Annotated in this window: 22 protein-coding genes; 13 read left to right on the top strand and 9 right to left on the bottom strand. The window is 71.1% G+C overall.

All coding sequences use genetic code 11. The annotated features are described in order from the left end of the window. The first annotated feature begins 7 nt into the window (after positions 1–7). The 6 genes from ACTOWL_RS22840 to ACTOWL_RS22815 are packed head-to-tail and all read left to right on the top strand — an operon-like array spanning position 8 to position 12331. Positions 8–4354 (top strand): amino acid adenylation domain-containing protein, encoded by a 4347-nt coding sequence (locus ACTOWL_RS22840; protein ID WP_441323574.1) that lies wholly within the window; start codon positions 8–10, stop codon positions 4352–4354. Positions 4355–4408: 54 nt separating this feature from the next. Continuing rightward, positions 4409–5719: a glycosyltransferase gene (locus ACTOWL_RS22835; protein ID WP_441323573.1), complete on the top strand. Its 1311-nt coding sequence runs from the start codon at positions 4409–4411 to the stop codon at positions 5717–5719. A 15-nt stretch (positions 5720–5734) separates the two neighbouring features. After that, positions 5735–6946, top strand: a complete 1212-nt coding sequence (locus ACTOWL_RS22830) for an efflux RND transporter periplasmic adaptor subunit (RefSeq protein WP_441323572.1) — start codon at positions 5735–5737, stop codon at positions 6944–6946. 3 nt (positions 6947–6949) lie between these two features. Further along, positions 6950–10054, top strand: coding sequence for an efflux RND transporter permease subunit (locus ACTOWL_RS22825; protein WP_441323571.1), 3105 nt, complete (start codon positions 6950–6952; stop codon positions 10052–10054). Between the two features lie 30 nt (positions 10055–10084). Continuing rightward, a complete protein-coding gene (locus ACTOWL_RS22820; protein ID WP_441323570.1) occupies positions 10085–11062 on the top strand; it encodes a glycosyltransferase family 2 protein in 978 nt (325 codons plus the stop codon). A 6-nt stretch (positions 11063–11068) separates the two neighbouring features. After that, on the top strand, positions 11069–12331 hold the full coding sequence (locus ACTOWL_RS22815; protein ID WP_441323569.1) for a TCR/Tet family MFS transporter: 1263 nt from the start codon (positions 11069–11071) through the stop codon (positions 12329–12331). A gap of 12 nt (positions 12332–12343) precedes the next feature. Here ACTOWL_RS22815 and ACTOWL_RS22810 read toward each other — a convergent pair whose 3' ends face one another. Beyond that, on the bottom strand, positions 12344–12520 hold the full coding sequence (locus ACTOWL_RS22810; protein ID WP_441323568.1) for a hypothetical protein: 177 nt from the start codon (positions 12518–12520) through the stop codon (positions 12344–12346). A 317-nt stretch (positions 12521–12837) separates the two neighbouring features. Continuing rightward, positions 12838–13986: an esterase-like activity of phytase family protein gene (locus tag ACTOWL_RS22805; RefSeq protein ID WP_441323567.1), complete on the bottom strand. Its 1149-nt coding sequence runs from the start codon at positions 13984–13986 to the stop codon at positions 12838–12840. A 115-nt stretch (positions 13987–14101) separates the two neighbouring features. Between ACTOWL_RS22805 and ACTOWL_RS22800 the strand changes: the two genes are divergently transcribed. Next, the gene (locus ACTOWL_RS22800) at positions 14102–14665 is read left to right on the top strand and encodes a metallophosphoesterase family protein (protein WP_441323566.1); all 564 of its coding nucleotides are present in this window, start codon (positions 14102–14104) and stop codon (positions 14663–14665) included. Here the strand turns inward: ACTOWL_RS22800 and ACTOWL_RS22795 are convergent, their stop codons facing one another. Together ACTOWL_RS22795 and ACTOWL_RS22790 are read right to left on the bottom strand one after the other, a co-directional pair. Continuing rightward, positions 14666–14812, bottom strand: coding sequence for a hypothetical protein (locus tag ACTOWL_RS22795; protein ID WP_441323565.1), 147 nt, complete (start codon positions 14810–14812; stop codon positions 14666–14668). An 83-nt stretch (positions 14813–14895) separates the two neighbouring features. Then, positions 14896–15708 (bottom strand): helix-turn-helix domain-containing protein, encoded by an 813-nt coding sequence (locus tag ACTOWL_RS22790; protein WP_441323564.1) that lies wholly within the window; start codon positions 15706–15708, stop codon positions 14896–14898. Positions 15709–15819: 111 nt separating this feature from the next. On the opposite strand from ACTOWL_RS22790, the gene ACTOWL_RS22785 reads away from it, so the two are divergent. Beyond that, complete coding sequence (locus ACTOWL_RS22785) at positions 15820–16200, top strand: nuclear transport factor 2 family protein (protein WP_441323563.1); 381 nt, start codon at positions 15820–15822, stop codon at positions 16198–16200. A 37-nt stretch (positions 16201–16237) separates the two neighbouring features. Here the strand turns inward: ACTOWL_RS22785 and cml are convergent, their stop codons facing one another. Then, positions 16238–17416 (bottom strand): CmlA/FloR family chloramphenicol efflux MFS transporter, encoded by a 1179-nt coding sequence (gene cml, locus ACTOWL_RS22780; RefSeq protein ID WP_441323562.1) that lies wholly within the window; start codon positions 17414–17416, stop codon positions 16238–16240. A 272-nt stretch (positions 17417–17688) separates the two neighbouring features. On the opposite strand from cml, the gene ACTOWL_RS22775 reads away from it, so the two are divergent. Continuing rightward, the gene (locus tag ACTOWL_RS22775) at positions 17689–17988 is read left to right on the top strand and encodes an HlyU family transcriptional regulator (RefSeq protein WP_441323561.1); all 300 of its coding nucleotides are present in this window, start codon (positions 17689–17691) and stop codon (positions 17986–17988) included. 3 nt (positions 17989–17991) lie between these two features. Here ACTOWL_RS22775 and ACTOWL_RS22770 read toward each other — a convergent pair whose 3' ends face one another. After that, on the bottom strand, positions 17992–18954 hold the full coding sequence (locus tag ACTOWL_RS22770) for a GlxA family transcriptional regulator (protein WP_441323560.1): 963 nt from the start codon (positions 18952–18954) through the stop codon (positions 17992–17994). 98 nt (positions 18955–19052) lie between these two features. Between ACTOWL_RS22770 and ACTOWL_RS22765 the strand changes: the two genes are divergently transcribed. The 3 genes from ACTOWL_RS22765 (at position 19053) to ACTOWL_RS22755 (ending at position 21386) form a co-directional block, all read left to right on the top strand. Next, a complete protein-coding gene (locus tag ACTOWL_RS22765; RefSeq protein WP_441323559.1) occupies positions 19053–19967 on the top strand; it encodes an alpha/beta fold hydrolase in 915 nt (304 codons plus the stop codon). A gap of 11 nt (positions 19968–19978) precedes the next feature. After that, complete coding sequence (locus tag ACTOWL_RS22760) at positions 19979–20953, top strand: quinone oxidoreductase family protein (protein ID WP_441323558.1); 975 nt, start codon at positions 19979–19981, stop codon at positions 20951–20953. 76 nt (positions 20954–21029) lie between these two features. Next, entirely contained in the window at positions 21030–21386 is a 357-nt protein-coding gene (locus ACTOWL_RS22755) for a putative quinol monooxygenase (RefSeq protein ID WP_441323557.1), read from the top strand. Here ACTOWL_RS22755 and ACTOWL_RS22750 read toward each other — a convergent pair whose 3' ends face one another. From ACTOWL_RS22750 to ACTOWL_RS22740, 3 genes are read right to left on the bottom strand one after another with little or no spacing between them, the layout of a single operon-like run. Further along, positions 21387–22580 (bottom strand): NAD(P)/FAD-dependent oxidoreductase, encoded by a 1194-nt coding sequence (locus ACTOWL_RS22750; protein WP_441323556.1) that lies wholly within the window; start codon positions 22578–22580, stop codon positions 21387–21389. A gap of 21 nt (positions 22581–22601) precedes the next feature. Beyond that, positions 22602–23075, bottom strand: a complete 474-nt coding sequence (gene ybaK / locus ACTOWL_RS22745; protein ID WP_441323555.1) for a Cys-tRNA(Pro) deacylase — start codon at positions 23073–23075, stop codon at positions 22602–22604. A gap of 20 nt (positions 23076–23095) precedes the next feature. After that, positions 23096–23479, bottom strand: coding sequence for a DUF6481 family protein (locus tag ACTOWL_RS22740; protein WP_441323554.1), 384 nt, complete (start codon positions 23477–23479; stop codon positions 23096–23098). A gap of 194 nt (positions 23480–23673) precedes the next feature. Between ACTOWL_RS22740 and ACTOWL_RS22735 the strand changes: the two genes are divergently transcribed. After that, complete coding sequence (locus ACTOWL_RS22735; RefSeq protein ID WP_441323553.1) at positions 23674–24201, top strand: GNAT family N-acetyltransferase; 528 nt, start codon at positions 23674–23676, stop codon at positions 24199–24201.

Raw genomic sequence — 24201 nt, 5'->3', positions numbered from 1 at the left:
TTGAGCCATGGACAGCATCGATTTCGGCAGCGCCTCGCTGCCCCTGACGACGGCCCAGACCGGCATGTGGCTGGCGCAGAAGTTCATGCCCGAGATCGAGTTCAACCTCGCCGAGGCGATCGAGATCCACGGCCCGCTCGATGCCGGCCTGATGCAGGCGGCGCTGCGGCAGCTGACGCGGGAGGCCGAGGCGGTGCGCATCCGCTTCGTCGAGGGCGGCGAAGGCCCGCGGCAGCTGATCCGGCACGAATATGAAGGCGACATCCCCTTCATCGATTTCAGCGCCGAGCCGGACCCGCGGGACGCCGCCGGCCGGTGGATGAAGTCGGACTACGCCCGGCCGCTCGACCCGCTGACCGATGAGCTGTGGTACTCCGCCGTGCTGAAGATCGCGGACGAATCCTTCATCTGGTACCACCGCTGCCACCACCTGCTGATGGACGGCCTGTCCGGCGGGCTGTGCACCCGCCGCGTCGCGGAGCTGTACACCGCCCTGGTCGAGGGCCGGCCGCCAAGCGACACCACCGCGTTCGGCGCGCTGGCCGAGGTGCTGGGGGAGGAGGCGGCCTATCGCGGCTCCGACCGCTTCGGCCGTGACCGCGACTACTGGATGGAGCGCTTCGCCGACACGCCGTCGCCGATCACGCTGTCCCACCGCCGGCTGGCATCCGGCGACCTGCTGCGCGACCGGTCCTTCATGGAGCCGGGCCTGGTGACGTCCCTGCGCGCCCTGGCGCAGTCCATCGGCGCCAGCCTGCCGCAGATCCTGATCGCCCTGACCACCACCTATCTCTACCGCATGACCGGGGCCGAGGACCTGATCGTCGGCCTCACCGTCACCGCACGGGCCAATGCCCGGATGCGGCGCACCCCGGCGATGCTGGCCAACGCCGTGCCGCTGCGGCTGCGGATGGACCCGGCGCTGACCATGCAGGACGTGATCCGCCAGGTCGGCACCGAGGTCCGCCAGTGCCTGCGGCACCAGCAGTACCGCTACGAGGACATGCGGCGCGACCTGAACCTGCTGCCCAACAACCAGCAGCTGTTCACGATGCTGGTCAACATCGAGCCCTTCGACTACGACCTGCGCTTCGGCGGCCTGCCGATGACGCCGCAGAACCTGTCGAACGGGTCGACCAACAATCTCGGCGTGTTCATCTACGACCGCGGCGACGACAAGGGCCTGTGCATCGACCTGGACGCCAATTCGGCGCTGTACACGGCCGAGGAGTTGGCCGGCCACCGCGAGCGGCTGCTCCGCCTGGTCCGTTCGGTCGTCGCCGATCTCGGCCGGTCCATCGGCGGGATCGACCTCCTGGCCCCGGAAGAGCGGCAGCGGCTGCTGGTGGACTGGAACCGGACCGACCGGCCGGTCGAGCCGGACACGCTGACCGCGCTGCTCAACGCCCAGGCCCGGACGGCGCCGGCCGCGACCGCGCTGGTGTTCGAGCGGGACGAGCTGAGCTATGCCGAGCTCGACGCCCGCGCCAACCGCCTGGCCCGGCTGCTGGCCGCGCGCGGCGCCGGGCCGGAGCGGATCGTCGCCGTGGCGCTGCCGCGGTCGGTCGAGCTGGTCGTCGGCCTGCTCGCCATCCTCAAGACCGGCGCCGCCTATCTGCCGATCGACCCCGACTATCCGCTGGACCGCATCGCCTACATGCTCGGCGACGCCCGGCCGGTCACGGTGGTGACCACCAGGGACTTCGCCTGGGTGGTGCCGGACGATGCCGACCGCCTGGTGCTCGACACGGCGGAGGTGGGGGCCGCGCTGGCCGCGGCCGACCCGTCCGGCCTCGGCGACGCCGCCGGCACGCTGACGCCGCTGCATCCCGCCTATGTGATCTACACTTCGGGCTCGACCGGCCGGCCGAAGGGCGTTGCCGTGTCGCATGGCGCCATCGTCAACCGGCTGCGCTGGATGCAGGCCGAATACGGCCTGACGGCCGACGACCGGGTGCTGCAGAAGACGCCGTCCGGCTTCGACGTCTCGGTCTGGGAGTTCTTCTGGCCGCTGATCCAGGGTGCCACGCTGGTGGTGGCCCAGCCCGGCGGGCACCGCGACCCGGCCTATCTGGCCCGGCTGATCCGCGACGAGCGGATCACCACCCTGCATTTCGTCCCCTCGATGCTGCGCGCCTTCCTGCAGGAGCCGGAGGCGGCCGGCTGCACCGGGCTGCGGCGCGTCTTCTGCAGCGGCGAGGCCCTGCCCGAGGACCTGCAGACCCAGTTCCACGCGACGCTGGCGGTGCCGCTGCACAACCTGTACGGGCCGACAGAGGCGGCGGTCGACGTGACCTATTGGGAGTGCCGCCGCGACGCCGAGCCCGGGCCGGTGCCGCTGGGCCGGCCGATCTGGAACACCCAGCTCTACGTGCTCGACCCCGGGCTGCAGCCGGTCCCGGCCGGCGTCAATGGCGAGCTGTACCTGGCCGGGGCCAACCTCGCCCGCGGCTACATCAACCGGTCGATGCTGACGGCCGAACGCTTCGTCGCCAACCCCTACGGCGCGCCCGGCAGCCGGATGTACCGCACCGGCGACCTGGTGCGCTGGCGGGCCGACGGCACCCTCGACTTCCTCGGCCGCATCGACCACCAGGTCAAGCTGCGCGGCTTCCGCATCGAGCTGGGCGAGATCGAGGCGGCGCTGATCCGCAGCGATACCGTGGTCCAGGCGGCGGTGGTCGCCCGCGAGGACCGGCCGGGCGACCCGTATCTGGCCGCCTATGTGGTGCTGGAGACCGGCGCGGTGCTGGAGCCGGCGGCGCTGCGGCACGATCTGGCGCTGCGGCTGCCCGACTACATGGTGCCGACCACCTTCACCGCGCTGGACGCCCTGCCGCTGACCCCGAGCGGCAAGCTGGACCGCAAGGCGCTGCCGGCGCCGGAGCGGCAATCCTCCGCCGGCTACGTCGCGCCGCGGACGCCGACCGAGGCGACCCTGGCGGCGATCTGGGCCGAGACCTTCGGGCTGGAGCAGGTCGGCGTCGAGGACAACTTCTTCGAGCTCGGCGGCCATTCCATGCTGGTGGCGCAGCTGATCGGCCGGGTGAAGGCGACCTTCGCCGTCGACCTGCCGCTGGCGATGGTGTTCGAGGTCTCGACCATCGCCGGCCTCGCCGGGAAGGTCGACCAGGCCCTCGGCGACGGCCTCGCCGCCGCTTCGCTCGACCTCGCGGCCGACGCCCGCCTCGACGACGGCATCCAGCCGCAGGCAGTGCTGCCGCCGGTCGAGTTCAGCCAAGCGTTCCTGACCGGCGCCACCGGCTTCGTCGGCAGCCAGATCCTCGCCACGCTGCTGCGCGACACCGACGCCCGCATCGTCTGCCTGGTGCGGGCGATGAGCCGGGGCGCGGCCCGGACCCGGCTGCGCCGGACCCTGGCGGAGCGCGGGCTGTCCGAGCTGTGGGACGAGCACCGCATCGAGATCCTGATGGGCGACATGGGCGAGCCGGATCTCGGCCTCGAGGAGCACGGCATCGCCGTCATCCGCGACGAGTGCGACGCCATCTTCCATTGCGGCGCGATGATCGACTTCCTGCAGGGCTATGCCGCCCTCAAGGGGCCCAATGTCGACGCGGTGCGGACGCTGATCGGCTGGACCGCGACCGGCCGGCCGAAGGCCCTGCACTACGTCTCGACCCAGTCGGTGATCGACCCGGCCAGCGGCCCGGTGCTGATCACCGAGGCATCGGGGCTGGAGAGCTGGCGCGGGCTGGTCGGCGGCTACAGCCAGAGCAAATGGGTCGGCGACACGCTGGTGCGGCAGGCCCAGGCGCGCGGCCTGCCGGTGGCGGTGTACCGGCTGGGCACCGTCACCGGCGACCGCATCTCCGGGCTCTGCAACGACCGCGACATGATCTGGCGGGTGGTGCGGGCCTCGGCCGGCCTCGGCGCCGTCCCCGACATCCACCTGCCGATGACGCCGGCCGACGACATCGCCGACGCGATGCTGCGGCTGGCGCGCAGCGACAAACCCTGGGGCGGCGTCTACCACCTGGTCAGCCAGGGCACCGTCCATCTGCGCGACATGGTGCCGATCCTCCAGCGGCTGGGGCTGCAGATCGAGCTGCTGCCGCTGGCGCCCTGGCTGGAGCAGGCGCAGTTGAACCGGCTCGACAGCCGCGACCGCGACCTCGCCACCGTGCTGTCGATCTTCGGCGAATACGACACGTCGCTCGCCCTGCCGTCCCTGTCCTTCGAGGCCACCCATGCGCGGCTGGCGGAGGTCGGCGGCACCATCCCGCCGGTCGGGCTGGACCTGATCGAGCGCTACCTGCGCAACCTGAAGATCCGGGACTCGGTCGAGGCGGCCGAAGCCTGGACACCCGAGCCGACCCCCGTCGCCGCCGAGTGACCTGCAGCAAGGCCGGGCGGCACCAGCGCCGCCCGGCGTAAGGATCGATCCGATATGGCCCGTTTCATCGTCGCCGCGACCGCCCTGCCGGGGCACGTCTCGCCGCTGCTCGGGATCGCGCATCATCTGGTCGGCCTCGGCCACGAGGTCGTCGTGCACACCGCCAGCCCATTCCGCGAGAAGGCGGAGGCGACCGGGGCGCGCTTCGTCCCGTTCCGCAGCGAGATCGATCTCGACTACCGGCAGGTCGACGACTATTTCCCGGACTACCGCAAGGCGCAGCCCGGCCCGGAGAAGATGATGTTCGGGCTGAAGCACTTCGTCTGCGACGCGATGCTGGGCCAGAAGGCCGGGCTGGAGGAGATTCTGAGCGGCTTCCCGGCCGACGCCATCCTGGGCGACACGGTCTTCGCCGGCGCCGTGCCGATGCTGCTGGGCCCGCGTGAGGCCCGGCCGGCGGTGGTTACGCTCGGCATCACCGCGCTGGGCGCCACCAGCGTCGACACCGCCTTCTTCGGCTCGGGGCTGCCGCCCTCCTCGACCCCGGAGGGCCGGGCGCGCAACATCGCCATGCACCGGACCATGCAGACCCTGTGCGCCGGCATGCAGCAGGGGTTCAACGACACGCTGGCGTCGATCGGCTGCCCGCCGCTGCCGGAATTCATGTTCGACAGCTTCATCATCCTGCCCGACTTCTATCTGCAGCTGACCGGCGAATCCTTCGAGTATCCGCGCAGCGACCTGCCGGAAACGGTGCGCTTCGTCGGCCCCCTGCTGGCGCCGCCGACCAAGGCCTTCCAAGCGCCCAGCTGGTGGGGCGAGCTGGACGGCGGCCGGCCGGTGGTGCTGGCCACCCAGGGCACGCTGGCGAACGAGGATTTCGGCCAGCTGATCGGCCCGACCCTGACCGGACTCGCCGGCGAGGACGCCCTGGTCATCGCCACCACCGGCGGCCCGCCGGTCGAGGCGATTCCGGTGCCGATCCCGGCGAATGCCCGGGCCGAGCGCTTCGTGCCCTATGATCGGCTGTTGCCCAAGGTCGACGTGCTTGTCACCAATGGCGGCTATGGCTCGGTCAACTACGCCCTCAGCCTCGGCGTCCCGATCGTGGTGGCGGGGGACACCGAGGAGAAGCCGGAGATCGCGGCCCGCGTGGCCTGGAGCGGAGCCGGGATCAATCTCGGCACCGGCCAGCCGCGGCCAGAGCAGCTGCGCGACGCGGTCCGCACCGTCCTGTCCGACCCGCGCTACCGGCGCCGGGCCCAGGCGCTGCAGGCCGATTTCGCGCGCCACGACGCCCGCCGGGAAATCGCCGCAATCCTGGAGGATCTGGTTCCCCGTCAAGAGCGCCGCAAATCGGCCTGAGCGGGAGATCCGGTGATGAATATCCTTCGTTCCCGCCGCCTCGGCCTCCTGGCTCTGGCGGTCATCGGCCTTTCGGTGGTGGCCGGCGGCTGGCGCATCCTGGCCTCCGACCGCGTCGGACAGCCGTCCGGCGATGCCGCCGCCCCGGCCCCGGTGACCACCGTCGCCCGGGCCGAGCTGCACGAGGTGGTCGAGACCCTGGCCGTGACCGGCACGCTGATGGCGCGCGAGGAGGTGCTGGTCGGGGCCGAGGTCGACGGGCTGCGCATCGTCGCGATCGATGCCGATGTCGGCGACCGGGTCGGCGCCGGCCAGGTGCTGGCCCGGCTGGACCACGCCCAGCTGGACACCCAGCTGGCCCAGAGCGACGCCAACATCGCCAAGGCCGAGGCCGCGATCCAGCAGGCCCAGGCCTCGATCGCCGAAGCCCAGGCCTCGGCCATCCAGTCCCAGGCCTCGCTGGAGCGGACGCAGACGCTGCGCGGCAACGGCAACGCCTCGGCCGAGCAGCTGCTGGCGCGGCAGACCGAGGTCAAGGTCGCCGAGGCCCGCATCGCCTCGGCCCAGGAGACGGCGCATTCGGCCATGGCCGACAAGGCGCTGGCCCAGGCGCAGCGGGACGATGTCGCGCTGCGCATCGCCCGGTCCGAGATCAAGGCGCCGGTGGCCGGCGTGGTGTCGGAGCGGCAGGCCCGCATCGGCGCCGTGGTCGGGCTGTCGAGCCAGCCGCTGTTCCGGCTGATCCGCGACGGCGAGGTCGAGTTCCGGGCCGAGGTGACCGAGACCGGCATGCCGCGCGTCGTCATCGGCCAGTCGGTCGAGCTGCAGCTGACCGGCATCGACCGGCCGGTGCGCGGCACGGTGCGGCTGGTCGACCCGACGGTCGACGCCACCAGCCGGCTGGGCCGCGTCGCCGTCACCCTGCCAGCCGAGCCCGGGCTGCGCCCCGGCGTCTTCGCCCAAGGCGCGATCGAAACCGGCCGCAGGTCCGCGCTGACCGTGCCGCTGTCGGCGGTGTTCTTCAGCGCCGAGGGCGCCTATGTCCAGGCGGTGCGCGACGCGGTGGTCGAGCGCCGGCCGGTCGAGACCGGCTTCGTCGGCGACGGCCGGGTCGAGATCCGCCGCGGCCTGGCCGAGGGCGAGGCGGTGGTGCTGCGCGCCGGCAGCTTCCTGCGCTCCGGCGACCGCATCGCCCCGGTGTCGCCGCCGGTCGCCAAGGCGGGCTGAACCATGGCGCTGAACATCTCGGCCTGGTCGATCCGCAAGCCGATCCCGCCGCTGGTCCTGTTCGCCGTGCTGATCGTGGTCGGCCTGGTCAGCTTCCGGTCGCTGCCGGTCACCCAGATGCCGAACATCGACGTGCCGGTGGTGACCGTCACCATCGCCCAGGCCGGGGCGGCGCCGAGCGAGCTGGAGACCCAGGTGGCCCGGCCGGTCGAGGACGCCGTGGCCGGGCTGACCGGGGTCAAGCACGTCACCACCGCCTTGACCGACGGCGCCGCCGTCGTCATGGCCGAGTTCGTGCTGGAGACGCCGACCGACCGGGCGGTGAACGACGTGCGCGACGCCGTGGCCAAGGTCCGCACCACCCTGCCGCAGAGCATCGAGGAGCCGGTGATCCAGCGCATCGACGTCGCCGGGCTGCCGATCCTGACCTATGCCGCGTCGATCCCGGGGATGAATGTCGAGCAGCTGTCATGGTTCGTCGACGACACGGTGGTGCGGGCGCTGCAGAGCGTTCCGGGCATCGCCCAGGTCACGCGCATCGGTGGCGTCGACCGCGAAATCCGGGTCGACCTGCGCCCGGACCGGCTGGCGGCGCTGGGCATCACCGCGTCCGAGGTCAACGACCAGCTGCGCGCCAGCAACATCGACCTGGCCGGCGGCCGCGGCACCATCGGCGTGCAGGAGCAGTCGATCCGCACCCTGGCCGGGGCGGCGACGGTGGAGGAGCTGGCGCAGCGCCGCATCGCCCTGCCCGGTGGCCGCCAGGCGCTGCTGCAGGACCTGGCCACCGTGACCGATGGCGGGGCCGAGCCGCGCAGCTTCGCCCGGGTCGACGGCAAGCCCGTGGTCGCCTTCAGCCTGTACCGGTCCAAGGGCTTCTCCGACGTCGTCGTCGGCGACGCCGCGGCGCTGCGGCTGCAGCAGTTGACGATGGAGCATCCGGAGCTGTCGATCACCGAGATCGACAACCTGGTGCGCTACACCCGCGCCGATTACGACATGACCATGGAGACGCTGATCGAGGGCGCCATCCTGGCCGTCATCGTCGTGTTCCTGTTCCTGCGCGATTTCCGGGCGACGATCATCTCCGCCGTCGCCATCCCGCTGTCCGTGCTGCCGACCTTCGCGGTGATGGACGCGCTGGGCTTCTCGCTGAACTCGATCAGCCTGCTGGCGATCACGCTGGCGACCGGCATCCTGGTCGACGACGCCATCGTCGAGATCGAGAACATCGTCCGCCACATGCGCATGGGCAAGTCGGCCTACCGCGCCGCGATCCAGGCGGCGGACGAGATCGGCCTGGCCGTGGTCGCCACCACCATGACCATCGTCGCGGTGTTCCTGCCGGTCAGCTTCATGGGCGGCATCGCCGGCCAGTACTTCAAGCAGTTCGGCATCACCGTCGCCGTCGCCGTCACCTTCTCGCTGCTGGTGGCGCGGCTGGTGACGCCGCTGATGGCGGCCTATCTGATGCGCGACAAGGGCCATGAGGAGGCGCGCGACGGGTGGGTGATGCGCCGGTATCTGCGGCTGCTCGACTGGTCGATCCGGCACCGCGGCCGCACCATCGCGGCCGGCCTCGGCATCTTCGTCGCCTCCGCCGCGCTGGCCAGCCTGTTCCCGACCGGCCTGCTGCCGAACAACGACATCTCCCGCTCCTCCCTGTCGATCGAGCTGCCGCCCGGATCGACCCTGGAGGACACCCAGGCCGTGGCCGACCGGGTGTCGGCGCTGTTGCGCGCCCAGCCGGAGGTGACCAGCGTCTACGCCGTGGTCGGCAGCACCGGCGTGAACCCGCTCGACGTCGCCGGCGGCGAGGTGCGCGAGGCGACCATCGTCGCGACGCTGGTGCCGCGGGCCGAGCGCAGCCTGGACCAGAAGGCGTGGGAAAGGACGATGCAGGCGAAGATCGCCGTCGAGCCCGACCTGCGCTTCAGCTTCGGCGCCGGCGGCGGGTCGCGGGAGTTCACGCTGCTGCTCTCCGGCAATGATTCGGCGGTGCTGGAGCAGGCGTCGCTGGCAATCGAGCGCGAGATCCGCGACCGCGTGCCGGTCTTGGCCAATGTCGTCTCCACCGCGGCGATCGACCGGCCGGAGATCCGCATCGTGCCGCGGCTGGCCGAGGCCGCGGCGCTGGGCGTCTCGGTGGCGCAGATCGCCGAGACGGTGCGAATCGCGACGCTGGGCGACATCTCGGCCAACTTGGCCAAGTTCTCCTCCGGCGACCGCCAGGTGCCGATCCGGGTGCAGATCGCGGAGACCGCCCGCGGCAAGCTGGCCACCTTCGAGACGCTGCGGGTGCCGACCGCGACCGGCGGCAAGGTGCCGCTGACCTCGGTCGCCCATATCGGCTTCGGCGAGGGCGCCACCACCATCGACCGCTACGACCGCCAGCGCCGCGTCGCGATCCAGGGCGACCTGATCGGCAAGACGCCGCTGGGCGAGGCGATGACCGCGGTGCTGGCGCTGCCGTCGGTGCAGGCCCTGCCGCCCGGCGTCAGCATCCGGCCCTTCGGCGACGCCGAGATCATGCAGGAGGTGTTCTCCGGCTTCACCCTGGCGATGGGCGCCGGGGTGCTGCTGGTGCTGGCCGTGCTGGTGCTGCTGTTCGCCGACATCGCCCAGCCGGTCACCATCCTGGTGTCGCTACCGCTGTCGATCGGCGGGGCCTTCCTGGCGCTGCTGGTGACCGGCTACCCGATCAGCCTGCCGGTGGTGATCGGCATCCTGATGCTGCTGGGCATCGTCACCAAGAACGCGATCCTGCTGGTCGATTTCGCGATCGAGGCGATCGCCGCCGGCGCCGGCCGCACCGAGGCGCTGATCGAGGCCGGCCGCAAGCGCGCCCGGCCGGTGGTGATGACCACCCTGGCGATGATCGCCGGCATGGTGCCCTCGGCCATCGGCTGGGGCGAGGGCGGCGCCTTCCGTTCGCCGATGGCCTCGGTGGTGATCGGCGGGCTGATCACCTCGACCGTGCTGAGCCTGGTGTTCGTGCCGGCGGTGTTCACCGTGCTGGACGACCTGAACCGGCTGTTCGGCCGCGTCTTCGGCCGCTTCGTCGGCGCTCGCGATGAACCCGAGCCGGCCGCGCCGCCGGCGGAATAGGCCAGATCGTCTCAAATACGGTGAGACCAAATGACGACGCTTGGAGCAGTGGTTGTGCTATTCCACCCGACGGCGGAGCAAATCGCGCGGGCTGTCGAGTTGCGCAGACACTGCGACGACCTCGTCGTCGTGGACAACACACCGCAACCCGACAATCGACTGGCGATATTGTTCGAAGACCATGACATCACTTTGATCAATGAAGGTAATAGAAACGGCATCGCCGGAGCCCACAATCGCGGATTGGCGAGTCAGTTCGAGCGGGGCGCGGACGCAGTTGCCCTGATCGATCAAGACTCGGTGATGCCGGCGGACTACTTTCCAGTGATGCGCGAAATTTGCGCGACGCTGGCTTCACAGCCCTTCATAGTGGGACCCCGAATTTTCGAAGAAGCCATTCAAGAATATGTCCCCGTGCTGGAAACCAATGGCATCGCTGTACGACAGCTTGACATTCACGAAGATGACGGCATGCAGCGTTGTGCAACTCTGATCTCTTCCGGCTGCGTGATCTCACGCGCGGCCTTTGCGAAGATTGGCTCGTTCGACGAGAAGCTCTTTATTGATTGCGTTGACACCGAATATTGTTTCAGGGCGCGTGCCTGCGGCGTCCCGGTGTACGTCACCCCGGCGCTGACGCTGTCTCATCGGATCGGGAACCTGCGTCGCCATAAGCTGGGTCCATACAAGACGATAACGCTGAATCACCCCTGGTACCGGCGCTATTACAACGCTCGCAATAGCATTCAACTTTTATTCCGACACGGAAGGCGATATCCAGTCATATTCTTGCTGAATTTGTTCACCTTGAGGGAGGTCTTTTACATTGCGTTGCTCGAGGACGCCAAGCTCGCCAAGCTTATCGGTATATTTCTGGGAGTGGTGGACGGGCTGTCTGGCCGCCTTGGGCCAATCGAGCATACACGTCCGCGATTGGTCGCCCGCTTTGCGCATGGGGCCGATCGACGACGGCTCGAGCCGCGACTGGGTCGCAGCAGGCGTGGTTAGATGCAGATGACCAGCCCGCCTCCGCGCCGACCGGGCCGCGCCGCGGTCGCCTTCGTGTTCGTGACCATCCTGCTCGACACCCTCGCGTTCGGTGTGATGGTGCCGGTCCTGCCCAAGCTGATCGTCGACTTCGAGGGCGGCGACATGGAGCGGGCAGCGTCGATCACCGGGCTGTTCGGCCTGGCCTGGGCGGCGATGCAGTTTCTGGCCTCGCCGGTGCTGGGCGCGCTGTCCGACCGGTTCGGGCGGCGGCCGGTGATCCTCCTGTCCAATCTCGGCCTCGGCCTCGACTACGTGCTGATGGCGCTGGCACCGAACCTGACCTGGCTGTTGATCGGGCGACTGATCTCCGGCATCACCTCCGCCAGCGCTTCGACCGTCGCCGCCTACGTGGCCGACGTGACGCCGCCGGAGCAGCGTGCCGCCAAGTTCGGGCTGCTCGGCGCCGCCTTCGGTTTCGGCTTCATCGCCGGACCGGCGTTGGGCGGGCTCCTGGCCGGCATCGATCCCAGGCTGCCGTTCTGGGCCGCGGCGGCACTCAGCCTCGCCAACGCCGCCTACGGCCTGCTGGTCCTGCCGGAATCGCTGCCGCCGGAGCGGCGCGCCCGCTTCTCCTGGACCGGTGCCAGCCCCCTCGGCGCCATGGCGCTGCTGCGCTCATCCCCGGCACTGCTCGGCCTCGCTGGCGCGGCCTTCATGATGCTCCTGGCACAGGAATCCATACCGAACATTTACGTGCTCTACACCATCCATCGCTTCGGCTGGGACGATGCGGCGGTCGGGCTGTCGCTGGCGGCGGCCGGCGCCGGGGCGATCGTGGTGTCGATGGCCCTGACCGGCCCGGCCGTGGCCCGGCTGGGCGAACGCCGGGCGATGGCCGTGGGGCTGGTCTTCGGGGTTGCCGGCTTCGCCCTGTTCGCCCTGGCCCCGACCGGCTGGCTGTTCCTGGCGGCAATCCCGCTGCTCTCGCTATGGGCCCTGACCGGGCCGGCGCTGCAGGCGCTGATGTCGCGCCAGGTCGGGGCGGACGAGCAGGGGCGGCTGCAGGGGGCGCTGGCGGGGCTGCGCGGCATCACCGGCATGATCGGCCCGGTGCTGTTCACCCAGAGCTTCGCGTTCGGCATCGCACCAAGGGCAGGCCTGGATTCGCCCGGCCTGCCCTACGGGCTGGCGGCGGCGCTTCTGGCGTTAGCCCTGGTGCTGGCTTGGCGGATCACCCGGGTGGAAGGCGTCCGGTCGGACGCCGAGCCGGCCCTGCCGCCGGGCTGAGCGTCCCCGGCCTTACATCCACAGGATCAGGTCGCGCGGATGCGGCGCCGGGCAATGCGGCTCCAGTCCGACATCGCGGCGCTCATGGTTGGTCAGCCGCTCCACCGACAGGGTGCGGCTCCGGCGGCGGCGCATCGTCTCGACCAGGATCGAGAGGTGCAGCCACAGGCCGAGGCGGACCGGACGCATCGGTGCCTCGATCTGGACCGGTGGCACAAGCCGGAGATACGACACCCTGCCGGGAGCGGGCGGGTTCATGACCCAATTCCTTTCGTGAGCGGTGGGGAGGCAACAAAAAACCCGCCGGGAAATCCGCGGCGGGCTGGTGAACGCGAGGGGGGTGACGATCCGGGCCTAGGCCCTCGAAGACACCCCTTCAACGCGCAGCACGCCCGCCGCCGGACGGACCCGGCGTCGCATGTGCAGCGAGCTGTTGAGGATGGCGTTCATGGCGAAAGGATCGGGGACGACGCCGTCCCCGTCAATGGGCTTCGGGCTCGCTGCGGTCAGTTCCCCCATCTCGGCCGGCGCAGCTCGAACACCAGGGCCTCGGTGATCTGCGTCGCGCTGAAATTGTCGTCGGACATCACCACCAGAGTCGGGTTGCCGTTGCGCAGCCGCGGGCCCCAGCCCATCGCCTCGAAATTGTCGAGACGGACGCCGCTGAGCGTGTCGAAGTCGAGCAGCAGCGTCTTGCGCATCGGCCGCCAGCGGCTGCCGGCCAGGGAGTCGATCCGGGAGACGTCGGTCGCGCCGGCCCGGTCGGCGACATAGAGCCGGAGCTTGTTGCCGACCCCGGCGATGAAGGTGCGCTCGAGGACCAGGAGGTCGCGGCCGAAGCCGGGCCCGGACAGGATCTCCGACACCCCGAAGCTGCCGCTGCCGCCCGCCGGCAGCGGGTCGGTGACATAGACATATTCCGCCCCGGCCCTGCCCGTCAGGGTGTCGAAGGCGGTGATCCGGACCGGGCCGGGCGCGGGCGTCGGCGGGATGTCGGCGTCCTGGATCAGCGGGGCTTCCATCGAGGCGAACAGCGTCCGGCCGTCGCGCGAGAGCGCCAGCCCCTCGAACACCAGGTTGTTGCGCGGGCCGCTCTTGCCGTCGCTCGACACCTTGAAGCGCTGCGGCAGGTCCATGCTGCGGCGGAGAGTGCCGCCCGGCGAGGCGACGTTGATCGACGGGTCGATCCCGGCCGAGATGTCGCCCTCGCTGCTCCAGTACAGGATGCCGCGCAGCGGGTCGCGCCGGATCGATTCGGGGTCGACCGCGCCCGGGGCGTAGGTCTGCCCGGCCTTGTCACGCAGCGGCGTCACGCCGGTGACTCGGATGCCGCGCACGGCCTGCGCGTCGTAGTCGATGGCGAGGGTGTAGAAGCGCGCCGGGCCGGTGGCCGAGCGGTCGTCGCTGAGCGCCGTCCATCGGGCGTTGACCGGGTCCCAGTCCAGGCCGGACAGGCCGCCGACGACGGTGCCCTGGAAGTCCAGCCCATGCGGCAGCGTCGCCAGGCCGATCAGGCGCAGCTCGCCGATCCGGTCGCCATCATGGCCCGGCAGGTCGTGGCGCGTAGAATCGGATGCCACCTGCGCCTGGCCCGGCTGGGCGCCGAGCAGGGCGGCGGCGACGCAAAGGGCCGCCGCGACGGAACGAATCGCCATCCCCCACCTCCATCAGATCCGGTCTTCGATTGGGGTGGGATCAAGCACAGTCCGGATTTGTTCATAAAGTTAATTTATTGTGACGAAGCTATTGTTTTATTTGTGTGATTCCCAGATGAGCTTGGACGAGACTGCCGGCATGACCATCTACTTCACCAGCGACACTCATTTCGGCGATCCGCGCGTGCTGCGGATCGACCGGCGGCCCTTCGCCAGCGTCGCCGAGCATGACGAGGCGCTGATCGCGCTGTGGAACCAGACGGTGGGGCCGGAGGACGAGGTCTGGCACCTGGGCGACTTTGCGCTCGGCCCCCCGCCGGAGGCGGTGGCGGCGCTGCTGGGCCGGCTGAACGGCCGCAAGCACCTGATCAGCGGCAACAATGACGGGCCGGGAACGCTGGCGGCGCCGGGCTGGGAGTCGGTGCAGGCCTATGCCGAGCTGCGGGTCGACGGGCGGCACCTGATCCTGTGCCACTACGCGTTCCGCACCTGGAACCAGATCGGCCGCGGGTCCGTGAACCTGCACGGCCATTCGCATGGCCGGCTGACGCCGGCGACGCGGCAATTTGATGTCGGGGTCGATGTGCAGGAGTTGAGGCCGGCGACGCTGGATCAGATCATCGCCCGGAAGCGCGTGCGGAAACCGTTCGCGGAGACGAGGGAACCGGGAGGGGAGTGATCAGACCTCGGGATCGGGAAGCGGCCGGCGGCAGCGGTGCGGGGCGCGATTCGCCTTGCGCAGCGCGGCATGCAGCTCGCGCTCATGCCCGTCGTCGTCGCCCATGGCGGCGGCCAGCAGCCGCACCCAGTTCCACACCCGTCGCATCGGCTGGCTCCCCTTGAGGAAGTCTCCGCCCCATGTGACGACGGTAGGGGAATTATGTCAAATACAAGCCGACAACAATTTTGTTACGAAGCGTTGCCGGCGCCGATCCGGCGCAGCGCCTCGGCGGTGGCGGCATCGGCCGGGAAGAAGGATTCCACCGCCAGCTCCGACAGGGTGACGTCAACCGGCGTACCGAACACGGTGGTGGTCGACAGGAAAGAGAGAATCCCGGACTTGGTCGCGAGGCGGAACGGCACCACCACGTCGGGATGCGCCTCTTCCGGCGGGGCCAGCGTCGCGATCGTGGCCGGCGGGGCCGGATAGGCCCGCAGCTCCGCCAGCAGCTCGACCAGCACCGGGTCGCCGGCCGATTCGACCTGGCGCTGCAGCCGCTCCAGCAGATGGCCGTGCCACTCGGCATAGTTGACGATCCGCGGCGCCAGCCCGTCCGGGTGCAGGCCGAGCCGCAGCACATTGACCGGCGGCTGCAGCAGCGCCGCCGACACCCCGTCCAGCAGCAGCGGCACCGCGGCGTTGGCGGCAACCAGCTGCCAGTGCCGGTCGACCGCCAGCGCCGGGTTCGGCGCATGCGCCTCGATCACCCGCTCCACCGCCCGCCGGGCCAGGGCCAGGGCCGGGTCGTCCAGCGGCCGCAGCGGATAGGCCGGGGCGAAGCCGGCGGCGACCAAGAGGGTGTTGCGCTCGCGCAGCGGCACCTCCAGCCGCTCGGCCAGGTGCAGCACCATGTCCCGGCTCGGCCGCGACCGCCCGGTCTCGATGAAGGAGAGGTGGCGGGTGGAGATGTCGGCCTCGCAGGCGAGGTCGAGCTGGCTGAGGCGGCGGCGCCGGCGCCAGTCGCGCAGATGGTCGCCGAAGCTGGGAGCGGTGTGGGCCATGCGCCGACGATAGCCGGTGGGCGGCGGCGCATCCATGACCTGGCAGGTAATCGCTTTCGTCCCCCAGGCCGGACAGGATCGGGCCATCGCAACCACCGATGGAGAGCCCAGATGACCGACGTGACGAGTGGCGCCACCGACCTGGTCGACCGCTACATCGCGATCTGGAACGAGACCGATGCCGGCCGCCGGCGCGCTTTGATCGACACGACCTGGACCGAGGACGCCGCCTATCTCGACCCGATGATGCGGGGCGACGGCCGGGCCGGGATCGACGCCATGATCGCCGCGGTGCAGGAGCGCTTCCCCGGCCACCGCTTCCGCCGGATCGGCCCGGTCGACGAGCACAGCGGCCGGGTGCGCTTCCGCTGGGAGCTGGGGCCGGAGGGCGCGCCGGCGCTGGTCGCCGGCACCGATTTCGGCGAGATCGCCGGCGGCCTCTTGTCCGGCATCACCGGCTTCATCGACCAGGCCCCGGCGATGGCGGCGTGAGGAGGCGGGGGCGGACCGCAAGGCCCGCCCCTTCCCTTCATTCGGCCGGCAGCCGCAGCGCCAGGCCGATCACGACCAGCGCCGCCAGGGCGCAGAACCCGGCCAGCGCCGTGCCGGCCGGCAGCACCAGCACCGCCAGCGTGCCGACGGCGCCGACGATCAGCCCCTCCAGGCAGGCATGGAGCGCCGTGGCGGTGCCGGCCACATGGCCGAAGCCCTGCAGCGCTCCGTTGGCGGTGACGGCGCAGGTAATCGAGATGCCGGCCGAGAGCACCCAGACCGGCACCAGGAAGGCCCGGAGCGAGGGACCCACCGCGACCTGTCCCAGCGTCAGCAGCCCGGCCCCGGCCAGCAGCAGCGCCATGCCGCGGATCAGGCAACCGCGCCGGCCCCAGCGCGCGGTGAAGCGGCCGGCGAAGCGGGCGGTCGCGATCATCACCAGGGCGGCGGTGCCGAAGGCCAGGCTGAAGCCGATCGGGGTCAAGCCGAGCCCACCGATCAGCACCGCGGGCGCGGTCGAGAAGTAGACGAAGAACGCACCCATCGCCGCGCTGAAGCCGAGCGTATAGGTCCAGAACGGCCCGCTGCCGAGGATGGCGCCGACATGGCGCAGCCGCACCCCGTCGCCGCCCTCGGGCCGCGTCTCCGGCCAGCGCCACAGCGCGTGCAACCCGGCCAGGGCGCCGAGCCCGGCCAGCAGCCAGAAGATGCCGCGCCAGCCGAAGCCATGGTCGACCCCGGCGCCGAGCAGCGGCCCGAAGGCCGGCACGAAGGCCAGCATCGAGCCGAGCAGGCTGTAGATCACCGCACCCTCGCGCCGCGTGGCATAGACGTCGCGCACCGTGGCGAAGGTGGCGACCAGCATGGCGGCGGCGCCGGCCGCCTGGACCAGGCGCAGCGCCAGGAACAGGCCGGCCGAGGCGGTCAGCGCCAGACCGGCCGAGGCCAGGGTGAACAGGAACGCGCCGCCGAGCAGCACCGGCCGCCGGCCGATGCGGTCCGAGAGCGGCCCGAACAGCAGCTGGCCGCAGCCGAGCAGCAGCAGATAGAGGCTGAGGGTCAGCTGGACCAGGGCCGGCGTCGCCGCCAGGGCAGCCGGCATCAGCGGCACCACCGGCAGGTACACGTCCATGCCGAGCGAGGCGATCAGGTCGAACGGGGACAGCAGCAGCAGGGTCGCCGCCAGGGAATATGGCCATGGCCTGGGTGCAGGCATGGGAAGACCTCCGCGAAAAGGGGATTCGGCGGCGGTCCGCATCAGGATCGGCAGGAAAAGGCCGTGATCGGAGCGCCGCAACAACCGGACAGGCTGCTGCGGCTCAGCGGGTTGCGGTGGAGTCGGTCCTCATCGCATGGCTCCGGGCTACGGCAGGATGGCTGTAGCGGGTGCGGGACAGGGCGTCAATCGGCGGACCGCCCGGAATGCGTGATCCGCGGCGCGATCCGGGCTAGGCTGCGCCTTCCCTTTCCTGAGCTGCGGGCGGCACGATGGTCTCCTTCCTCAAATCCCTGTTCGGCGGCGGCAAGCGCGAGGAGGCCTCGTCCGGCGAGGCCCCGGCCGGGCCGGCGGTCGAGTACAAGGGCTTCCGCATCCGCCCCGCGCCCTTTGCCGCCGGCGGCCAGTATCAGACCGCGGGCGTGATCGAGAAGGACTTCCCGGAGGGCACCAAGACCCACCGCTTCATCCGCGCCGACAAGCACGGCAGCAAGGACGACGCCACCGCCTTCTCGGTGACCAAGGCGCAGCAGATCATCGACGAGCAGGGCGACCGGGTGTTCGCGGACTGAGGCTCAGCGGGCCTGGCGGCGGTATTCGCCGGGCGGCAGGCCGGTGCGGCGGGCGAACAGGCGGCTGAACGACGCCGCGTCCTGGTAGCCGACCCGGTAGCAGATCTCGGCGACGCCGAGATCGCTGCGCTCGAGCAGGTCGCGCGCGGCATCCAGGCGCCGGTCCTGGATCCAGCGGCCCGGCGTGGTCTGCAGCTCCTCGGTGAAGCGTCGGGCCAGGGTGCGCGGCGACAGGCCGAGCGTCCCCGCAAGGCTTTCGGGGCTGAGAGCCGGGAGATCGGCCCGCGCCACCTCCAGCAGGCGGTCCCGGAACGGCTGCGGCGCGACCTCGTCGAGCGGGAACTCGTAGGGCGTCTGCGACCGGCGCGCCGGCGGCAGCACCAGCAGCTTGCGCACGATCCGCTCTTCCTTGGCGAAGCCGAGGTCGCGCAGCAGGGCGGTGGCCAGCTCGAGCCCGGAGAAGCCGCCGCCGCAGCTGTAGATCCGGTCCTGGCGCAGCAGCAGGCGCGACGGATCCCAGCGCACCTTCGGGAAGCGCCGCAGCGCATCCTCCTTCAGCCACCAGGAGATGGTGGCGCGGCGGCCGTCGAGCAGCCCTGCATCGGCCAGGAAATAGGCGGCGCCGCAATGGGCGGCGATGATCGCGCCCTGCTGCCGGGCCTGGTCGATCAGCGGCCGGGCGTGGCCGCTTTCCTCCGCCAGGGCCCGCAGCATCTCCGGCACGTTCAGCCCCGGCATCGCCAGCAGCACCAGCACGTCGACCGGCGCCGAGGGCTGCGGCCGGGCCGGGAAGGCGATGCCGGAGGTGGCGGCGGCGACCGGCGTGCGGGCCACGAATTCGAAGGTGAAGGCGGGCTCGCGCCGCAGCGCGTTCACCAGCTCCAGCATCTCGACCAGCGTCGCCGCCACGGCCGAGTAGAAGCGGGCGGGCAGCCAGATCGCCACATGGATCGGTTTGACCGTCATCCGGCAGATTTAGCACAGAGATTGTCAATCCCGCCAATTCAACCGCCGACGGCGCGCTTCTAGGGTCTCGGTATGCGGCCCCCTGTTCCGAGGCTTCCATGACCAGACTCCCCGTCGCGATCCTGGCCGCCGCGCTGTCCGCGCCGGTGCCGGCCGCCGCCGAGCCGCCCGGCCTGCCGGCGGGCTTCCAGAGCCGGACCATCGCCACGGCCGGCGCCGAGATCTTCGTGCAGGTCGGCGGCGCCGGCGACCCGGTCGTGCTGCTGCACGGCCATCCCGAGAGCGGCGACATGTGGGGGCCGCTGGCGGCGGCGCTGGCACCGCGCCACACCGTGATCGTGCCGGATCTGCGCGGTCTCGGCCGGTCGTCCCGCCCCGCCGGCGGCTACGACCAGGCGACCCAGGCCGCCGACATCCGCACCGTGGTCGAGGCGCTGGGCTTCGACCGTGCCGCGCTGGTCGGGCACGACCTCGGCGGCATCGTCGCCTATGCCTATGCCGCGCGCTATCCCGGCAAGGTCACCCGCCTGGCCTTCCTGGAGGCGCCGATCCCCGGCGTCGGCCCCTGGGAGGAGGTCAAGGCGATCCCGGCGCTGTGGCACTGGAACTTCGGTGGCCCGGATGCCGAGCGGCTGGTCGCCGGGCGCGAGCGCGTCTATTTCGACCATTTCTGGAATGCCTTCGCCGCCGACCCGGCCCGGATCGGCGACGAGGTCCGCGAGCACTACGCCGCGCAATACGCCGCGCCGGGCGGCATGCGCGCCGCCTTCGCCCAGTTCGCCGCCTTCGCCGAGGACGCGCGGCAGAATGCCGGGGCGGAGGAACGCAAGCTGACCATCCCGGTGCTGGCGGTGGGCGCCGAGCGCGCCTTCGGCCCCTACCCCGCCGTCTTCATGCGCGAGGTCGCCACCGATGTGCGCGCCGTCGTGATCCCCGGCACCGGCCACTGGCTGATGGAGGAGGCGCCGGACCAGACCGTCGCGCTGCTGCGCGACTTCATCGACGGCGAATGACGGAGGATCGGATGAAAGCGGTGGTGTTCGACCGGATCGGCCTGCCGGCCGAGGTGCTGTATGTGGCTGATGTGCCGGTGCCGGAAATCGGACCGGGCGAGGCGCTGGTGCGGATGGTCGCGGCCTCGATCAACCCGGGCGACTTCCTGTTCGTCCAGAACCTGTATCCCGAGCCGAAGAAGCCGAAATTCCCCCGACAGATCGCCGGCAACCATGGCGCCGGAGTGATCGAGCGGGCGGGCACGGGCGTGGCGCTGCCGCCGGGCACGCTGGTGGCCTTCAGCCATGAGAAGACCTGGGCGGAATACGCGGCGGTGCCGGCCGAGTACCTGATCCCGCTGCCGCCCGGCATGCCGGCGGAGAAGGCCGGGCAGCTGATGAACCCGATCACCGCCTGGGACCTGGTGGCCGAGTCCGGCGTCGAGCCTGGCCAGTGGCTGGCGGTGACGGCCGGCTACTCCACGATCTCGACCCTGGTGCTGCAATTCGCCCGGCGGCGCGGCATCCGTCCGATCGCGATCGTCCGCCGCACGCATCCGGAGCTCGACCTGCGCGAACTCGGCGCCGAGGCGGTGATCGACCTGTCCCGCCAGGACCTGCGGGCCGAGGTGATGGCGATCACCGGCGGCGCCGGGCTGCATGGCGTGGTCGACAATGTCGGCGGGCCGGCGACCGGCACGCTGATCCGCAGCCTGGCCTTCGGCGGCCGGGTGGTGATCAACGGCGGCATGAGCGAGGAGAGCTTCACGCTGCACAATTTCGACCTGCTGCTGAACGGCGTCACGATCCGGCCCAGCATCTACCGCTACTTCTTCGGCCCGCCGGCGCCGGAGGATGCGGCGATGCTGGGCGAGATGATCGAGGTCTTCGCCCGGCCGGAGATCCGGGTGCCGCTCGGAGGTGTCCATCCGCTCGAGGATGCCGGCCGGGCCATCGCCGAGAGCTGGGCCCGCCCGGGCGACGGCAAGCGGATCTTCCGGATGTGAGTCCATGACCTCCGAGGTCATGGACCGCAGGACGGCAGCGCCCGCATCCTGCCGGCCGCTGCCACAGGAGGCCCCGATGCTGCTGTCCACCGTCACACCGCCCGGCGGCACGGCCGTCGCGATCGTCGTCACCCTGCATGTGAAGCCGGGCCGCGAGGCCGAGTTCCTGGCGCTGCTGACGCCGGTGCTGGACGCGATGCGGCACGAGCCGAGCTTCATCAACGCCGTGCTGCACCGGTCGCCGGATGACCCGACGCTGTTCATGCTGTACGAGACCTGGGCCGATCGCGACGAGTTGGTGCAGGTGCAGATCCCCCGCGCCTACCGCCAGGCCTATGTCGCGGCACTGCCGGACGTGCTGCGGCAGGAGCGTGGCGTCACCATCTGGCAGCCGATGCGCGGCGATTTCGCGACGGCCGCGCCGGGCGCGTGATCAGACAGCCTGCCCGGCGCACCAGCCGGAGGACCAAGCCCATTGGAAGTTGTAGCCGCCGAGCCAGCCGGTGACGTCCACCACCTCGCCGATGAAGTAGAGGCCCGGCACCGCCTTCGCCTCCATGGTCCGGGAGTCGAGGCCGGCGGTGTCGACGCCGCCCAGCGTCACCTCGGCGGTGCGGTAGCCTTCGGACCCGGCCGGCCGCACCCGCCAGCCATTCACCGCATCCGCCACCCGGCGCAGCACCTTGTCGGACAGGTCGGCGAGGTTGCCGGCCGCGCCCTCGGCCTCCGCGATGGTCTGCGCCAGCCGCTTCGGCAGCGCCTCGGACAGCACGGTGTGCAGGGCCCGGCGGCCGTTCGCGACGCGGGCGGCGCGCAGCCAGTCGAACATGTCGGTGCCGGGCAGCATCGACACCTCGATCTCCTGCCCTTCGCGCCAGTAGGAGGAGATCTGCAGGATCGACGGGCCGCTGAGGCCGCGATGGGTGAACAGCATGGCCTCGCGGAACCGGGTGCGACCGCAGCCGATCTCGGCGTCGACGGCGATCCCGGCCAAGGGCTTCAGCCGCTCCAGCAGCGCCGGCTCGAAGGTCAACGGCACCAGGGCCGGGCGGGTCTCGGTGACCTCGAGGCCGAAGCGGGCGGCGAGGTCGTAGCCGAAGCCGGTGGCGCCCATCTTCGGGATCGACCGGCCGCCGGTGGCGACCACCAGGGACCGGCAGCGCAGCGGGCCGCCCCCTGACGCTTCATGGGCCAGCCCGAGGACGAAGCCGTCGGCGTCACGCTCGACCGAGTCGACCTTGCTCGACAGGCGCAGCGTGACGCCGGCGCGGCCCATCTCGGCCAGCAGCATATCGATGATCTGGCGGGACGAGCCGTCGCAGAACAGCTGGCCCAGCGTCTTCTCGTGCCAGGCGATGCCGTGGCGCTCGACCAGGGCGATGACGTCGCGCTGGGTATAGCGGCGCAGCGCCGAGATGCAGAAATGCGGGTTGGCGGAGACGAAGTTCGCCGGCGCCGCGTGCAGGTTGGTGAAGTTGCAGCGGCCGCCGCCGGAGATGCGGATCTTCTCGCCCGGCGCCGCGGCGTGGTCGAGCACGAGCACAGACCGGCCACGCTTGCCGGCCTCGGCCGCGCACATCATCCCGGCTGCCCCGGCGCCGATCACCACCACGTCGAAGGACTGCACGCCGTCTCCGTTCCGGCCCGATCAGGCGACCAGCGGCGCCACCTTGGCGTTCAGCGCCGCCCGAAGATCCTGCGGCGTCAGCCGGATCTGCAGCCCGCGCTGGCCGCCATTGACGAAGATCTCGGCCTCGGCCATCGCCGCTTCCTCGATCGCGGTCGGCACCGCCCGCTTCTGGCCGAGCGGGCTGATGCCGCCGACATGGTAGCCGGTGACGCGCTCGGCGTCGGCCGGGCGCATCATCTGCGCCGACTTCGCCCCGAAGGCGGCGGCCAGCTTCTTCATGCCGACCTCGCGGTCGGACGGCACGACGACGCAGACCGGCTTGCCGTCGGCCTCCGCCATCAGCGTCTTCAGCACGATGCGCGGCGGCACGCCCATGGCTTCGGCCGCCTGTATCCCGATTCGGTCGGCGCCGGGGTCGTAGTCATAGGTCGCGACGGCGAAGCTCACGCCCGCCTGCTGCAGCGCCTGGGTGGCGCGGGTGGTCTTCGACACGACGCCCCGCGCCTCTCAGGTCAGCGCTTGGCGCGCGCCTTGCGGGCGGCGTAGCGGGCGTCGCGCTCGGCCTTCTGCTCGGCCAGCTGCGCCACCATCCGCTCCGCGTCCTCGCGCCGGGACCGGGCCTCGGCCTCGGCGGCCTCGGCCTTGAGCCGCGTCTCCTCGATCGCGCGGGCCTCGGCCTCGGCCTTCAGCCGCACCGCCTCGGCCTCCTTGGCCACCCGGCGCTCGGCCTCACGCTGCTCGCGCGCGGCGGCACGGGCCTCGCGCTCCGCCCGCTGCCGGGCCAGCTCCGGATTGTCCGGAGAGACCTTGGCGCGGAACCGCTCCAGCGCGGCCTTCTTCGCATTCTGAGCGCTGCTCAGCCGGTCCCCGAACCCCTTTTCCTTGTAACTGCTCATCGTTCCGTCGACTCTTTGCATGTATCCCCGATTCACCGGCGGGGGAAGAATGCCGCCCGCGCGGACGCACTAGATATGCTTCCTCGGCGGCGGTGCCAACAGCCGTTCCGGCATGCCGGTCACGCGGACTAATTGGTTCTGCCATCTCAAGACGCGGCCGGGCTATGCTTTCGCGGTTGTCGCGGGAGGCCGTCATGACCATCGAGATCCGGCCGGCGACCGCGCCGGATGCCGCGGCGATCGCCGATCTGCATCAGCGCAGCTGGCGCAGCGCCTATCGCGGGCTGCTGCCCGACGCCTATCTGGACGGGCCGGCCGCCGCAGAGCTGGCGGCGCGCTGGGGCCGAGCGTTCACCAAGGACGAGCCGCGCCGGGTGATCCTGGTCGCGATGGCGCCGGACGGAATCGCCGGCTTCGTCGCGGCCTGGCCGAACACCTCGCGGATGGCGCTGATCGACAACCTGCACGTCGCGCCCGGACAGCGCGGCGGCGGGCTCGGCCGTCGCCTGATGGGCCGGGCCGCGGCCGAGCTGCGGCGCCAGGGCTTCGAGGCGGCCTTCCTGGAGGTGATCGAGGGCAATCACGGCGCCCGCGGCTTCTACCGGCGGCTCGGCGGCGTCGAAGGCGAGCTGTTCGTCGAGCCGATCGGCGGCCACCCGACCCCGGTGTTCCCGGTCGTCTGGGACAACCTGGCCGCGCTGGAAGCGGCCTGCGCGCCGTAG

It is taken from the genome of Inquilinus sp. CA228, from assembly GCF_052078665.1.
GTDB lineage: Bacteria > Pseudomonadota > Alphaproteobacteria > DSM-16000 > Inquilinaceae > Inquilinus.
This window is presented reverse-complemented; position numbering and strand designations above follow the sequence as displayed.

Coding starts and splice junctions, on each gene's coding strand:
- ACTOWL_RS22740 (WP_441323554.1), bottom strand. CDS start 23,479: ATGAGCAGTTACAAGGAAAAGGGGTTCGGGGACCGGCTGAGCAGCGCT.
- ACTOWL_RS22835 (WP_441323573.1), top strand. CDS start 4,409: ATGGCCCGTTTCATCGTCGCCGCGACCGCCCTGCCGGGGCACGTCTCG.
- ACTOWL_RS22795 (WP_441323565.1), bottom strand. CDS start 14,812: ATGCGACGGGTGTGGAACTGGGTGCGGCTGCTGGCCGCCGCCATGGGC.
- ACTOWL_RS22800 (WP_441323566.1), top strand. CDS start 14,102: ATGAGCTTGGACGAGACTGCCGGCATGACCATCTACTTCACCAGCGAC.
- ACTOWL_RS22820 (WP_441323570.1), top strand. CDS start 10,085: ATGACGACGCTTGGAGCAGTGGTTGTGCTATTCCACCCGACGGCGGAG.
- cml (WP_441323562.1), bottom strand. CDS start 17,416: ATGCCTGCACCCAGGCCATGGCCATATTCCCTGGCGGCGACCCTGCTG.
- ACTOWL_RS22775 (WP_441323561.1), top strand. CDS start 17,689: ATGGTCTCCTTCCTCAAATCCCTGTTCGGCGGCGGCAAGCGCGAGGAG.
- ACTOWL_RS22805 (WP_441323567.1), bottom strand. CDS start 13,986: ATGGCGATTCGTTCCGTCGCGGCGGCCCTTTGCGTCGCCGCCGCCCTG.
- ACTOWL_RS22840 (WP_441323574.1), top strand. CDS start 8: ATGGACAGCATCGATTTCGGCAGCGCCTCGCTGCCCCTGACGACGGCC.
- ACTOWL_RS22825 (WP_441323571.1), top strand. CDS start 6,950: ATGGCGCTGAACATCTCGGCCTGGTCGATCCGCAAGCCGATCCCGCCG.
- ACTOWL_RS22755 (WP_441323557.1), top strand. CDS start 21,030: ATGCTGCTGTCCACCGTCACACCGCCCGGCGGCACGGCCGTCGCGATC.
- ACTOWL_RS22770 (WP_441323560.1), bottom strand. CDS start 18,954: ATGACGGTCAAACCGATCCATGTGGCGATCTGGCTGCCCGCCCGCTTC.
- ACTOWL_RS22815 (WP_441323569.1), top strand. CDS start 11,069: ATGACCAGCCCGCCTCCGCGCCGACCGGGCCGCGCCGCGGTCGCCTTC.
- ACTOWL_RS22785 (WP_441323563.1), top strand. CDS start 15,820: ATGACCGACGTGACGAGTGGCGCCACCGACCTGGTCGACCGCTACATC.
- ACTOWL_RS22830 (WP_441323572.1), top strand. CDS start 5,735: ATGAATATCCTTCGTTCCCGCCGCCTCGGCCTCCTGGCTCTGGCGGTC.
- ACTOWL_RS22790 (WP_441323564.1), bottom strand. CDS start 15,708: ATGGCCCACACCGCTCCCAGCTTCGGCGACCATCTGCGCGACTGGCGC.
- ACTOWL_RS22765 (WP_441323559.1), top strand. CDS start 19,053: ATGACCAGACTCCCCGTCGCGATCCTGGCCGCCGCGCTGTCCGCGCCG.
- ACTOWL_RS22735 (WP_441323553.1), top strand. CDS start 23,674: ATGACCATCGAGATCCGGCCGGCGACCGCGCCGGATGCCGCGGCGATC.
- ACTOWL_RS22810 (WP_441323568.1), bottom strand. CDS start 12,520: ATGCGTCCGGTCCGCCTCGGCCTGTGGCTGCACCTCTCGATCCTGGTC.
- ACTOWL_RS22760 (WP_441323558.1), top strand. CDS start 19,979: ATGAAAGCGGTGGTGTTCGACCGGATCGGCCTGCCGGCCGAGGTGCTG.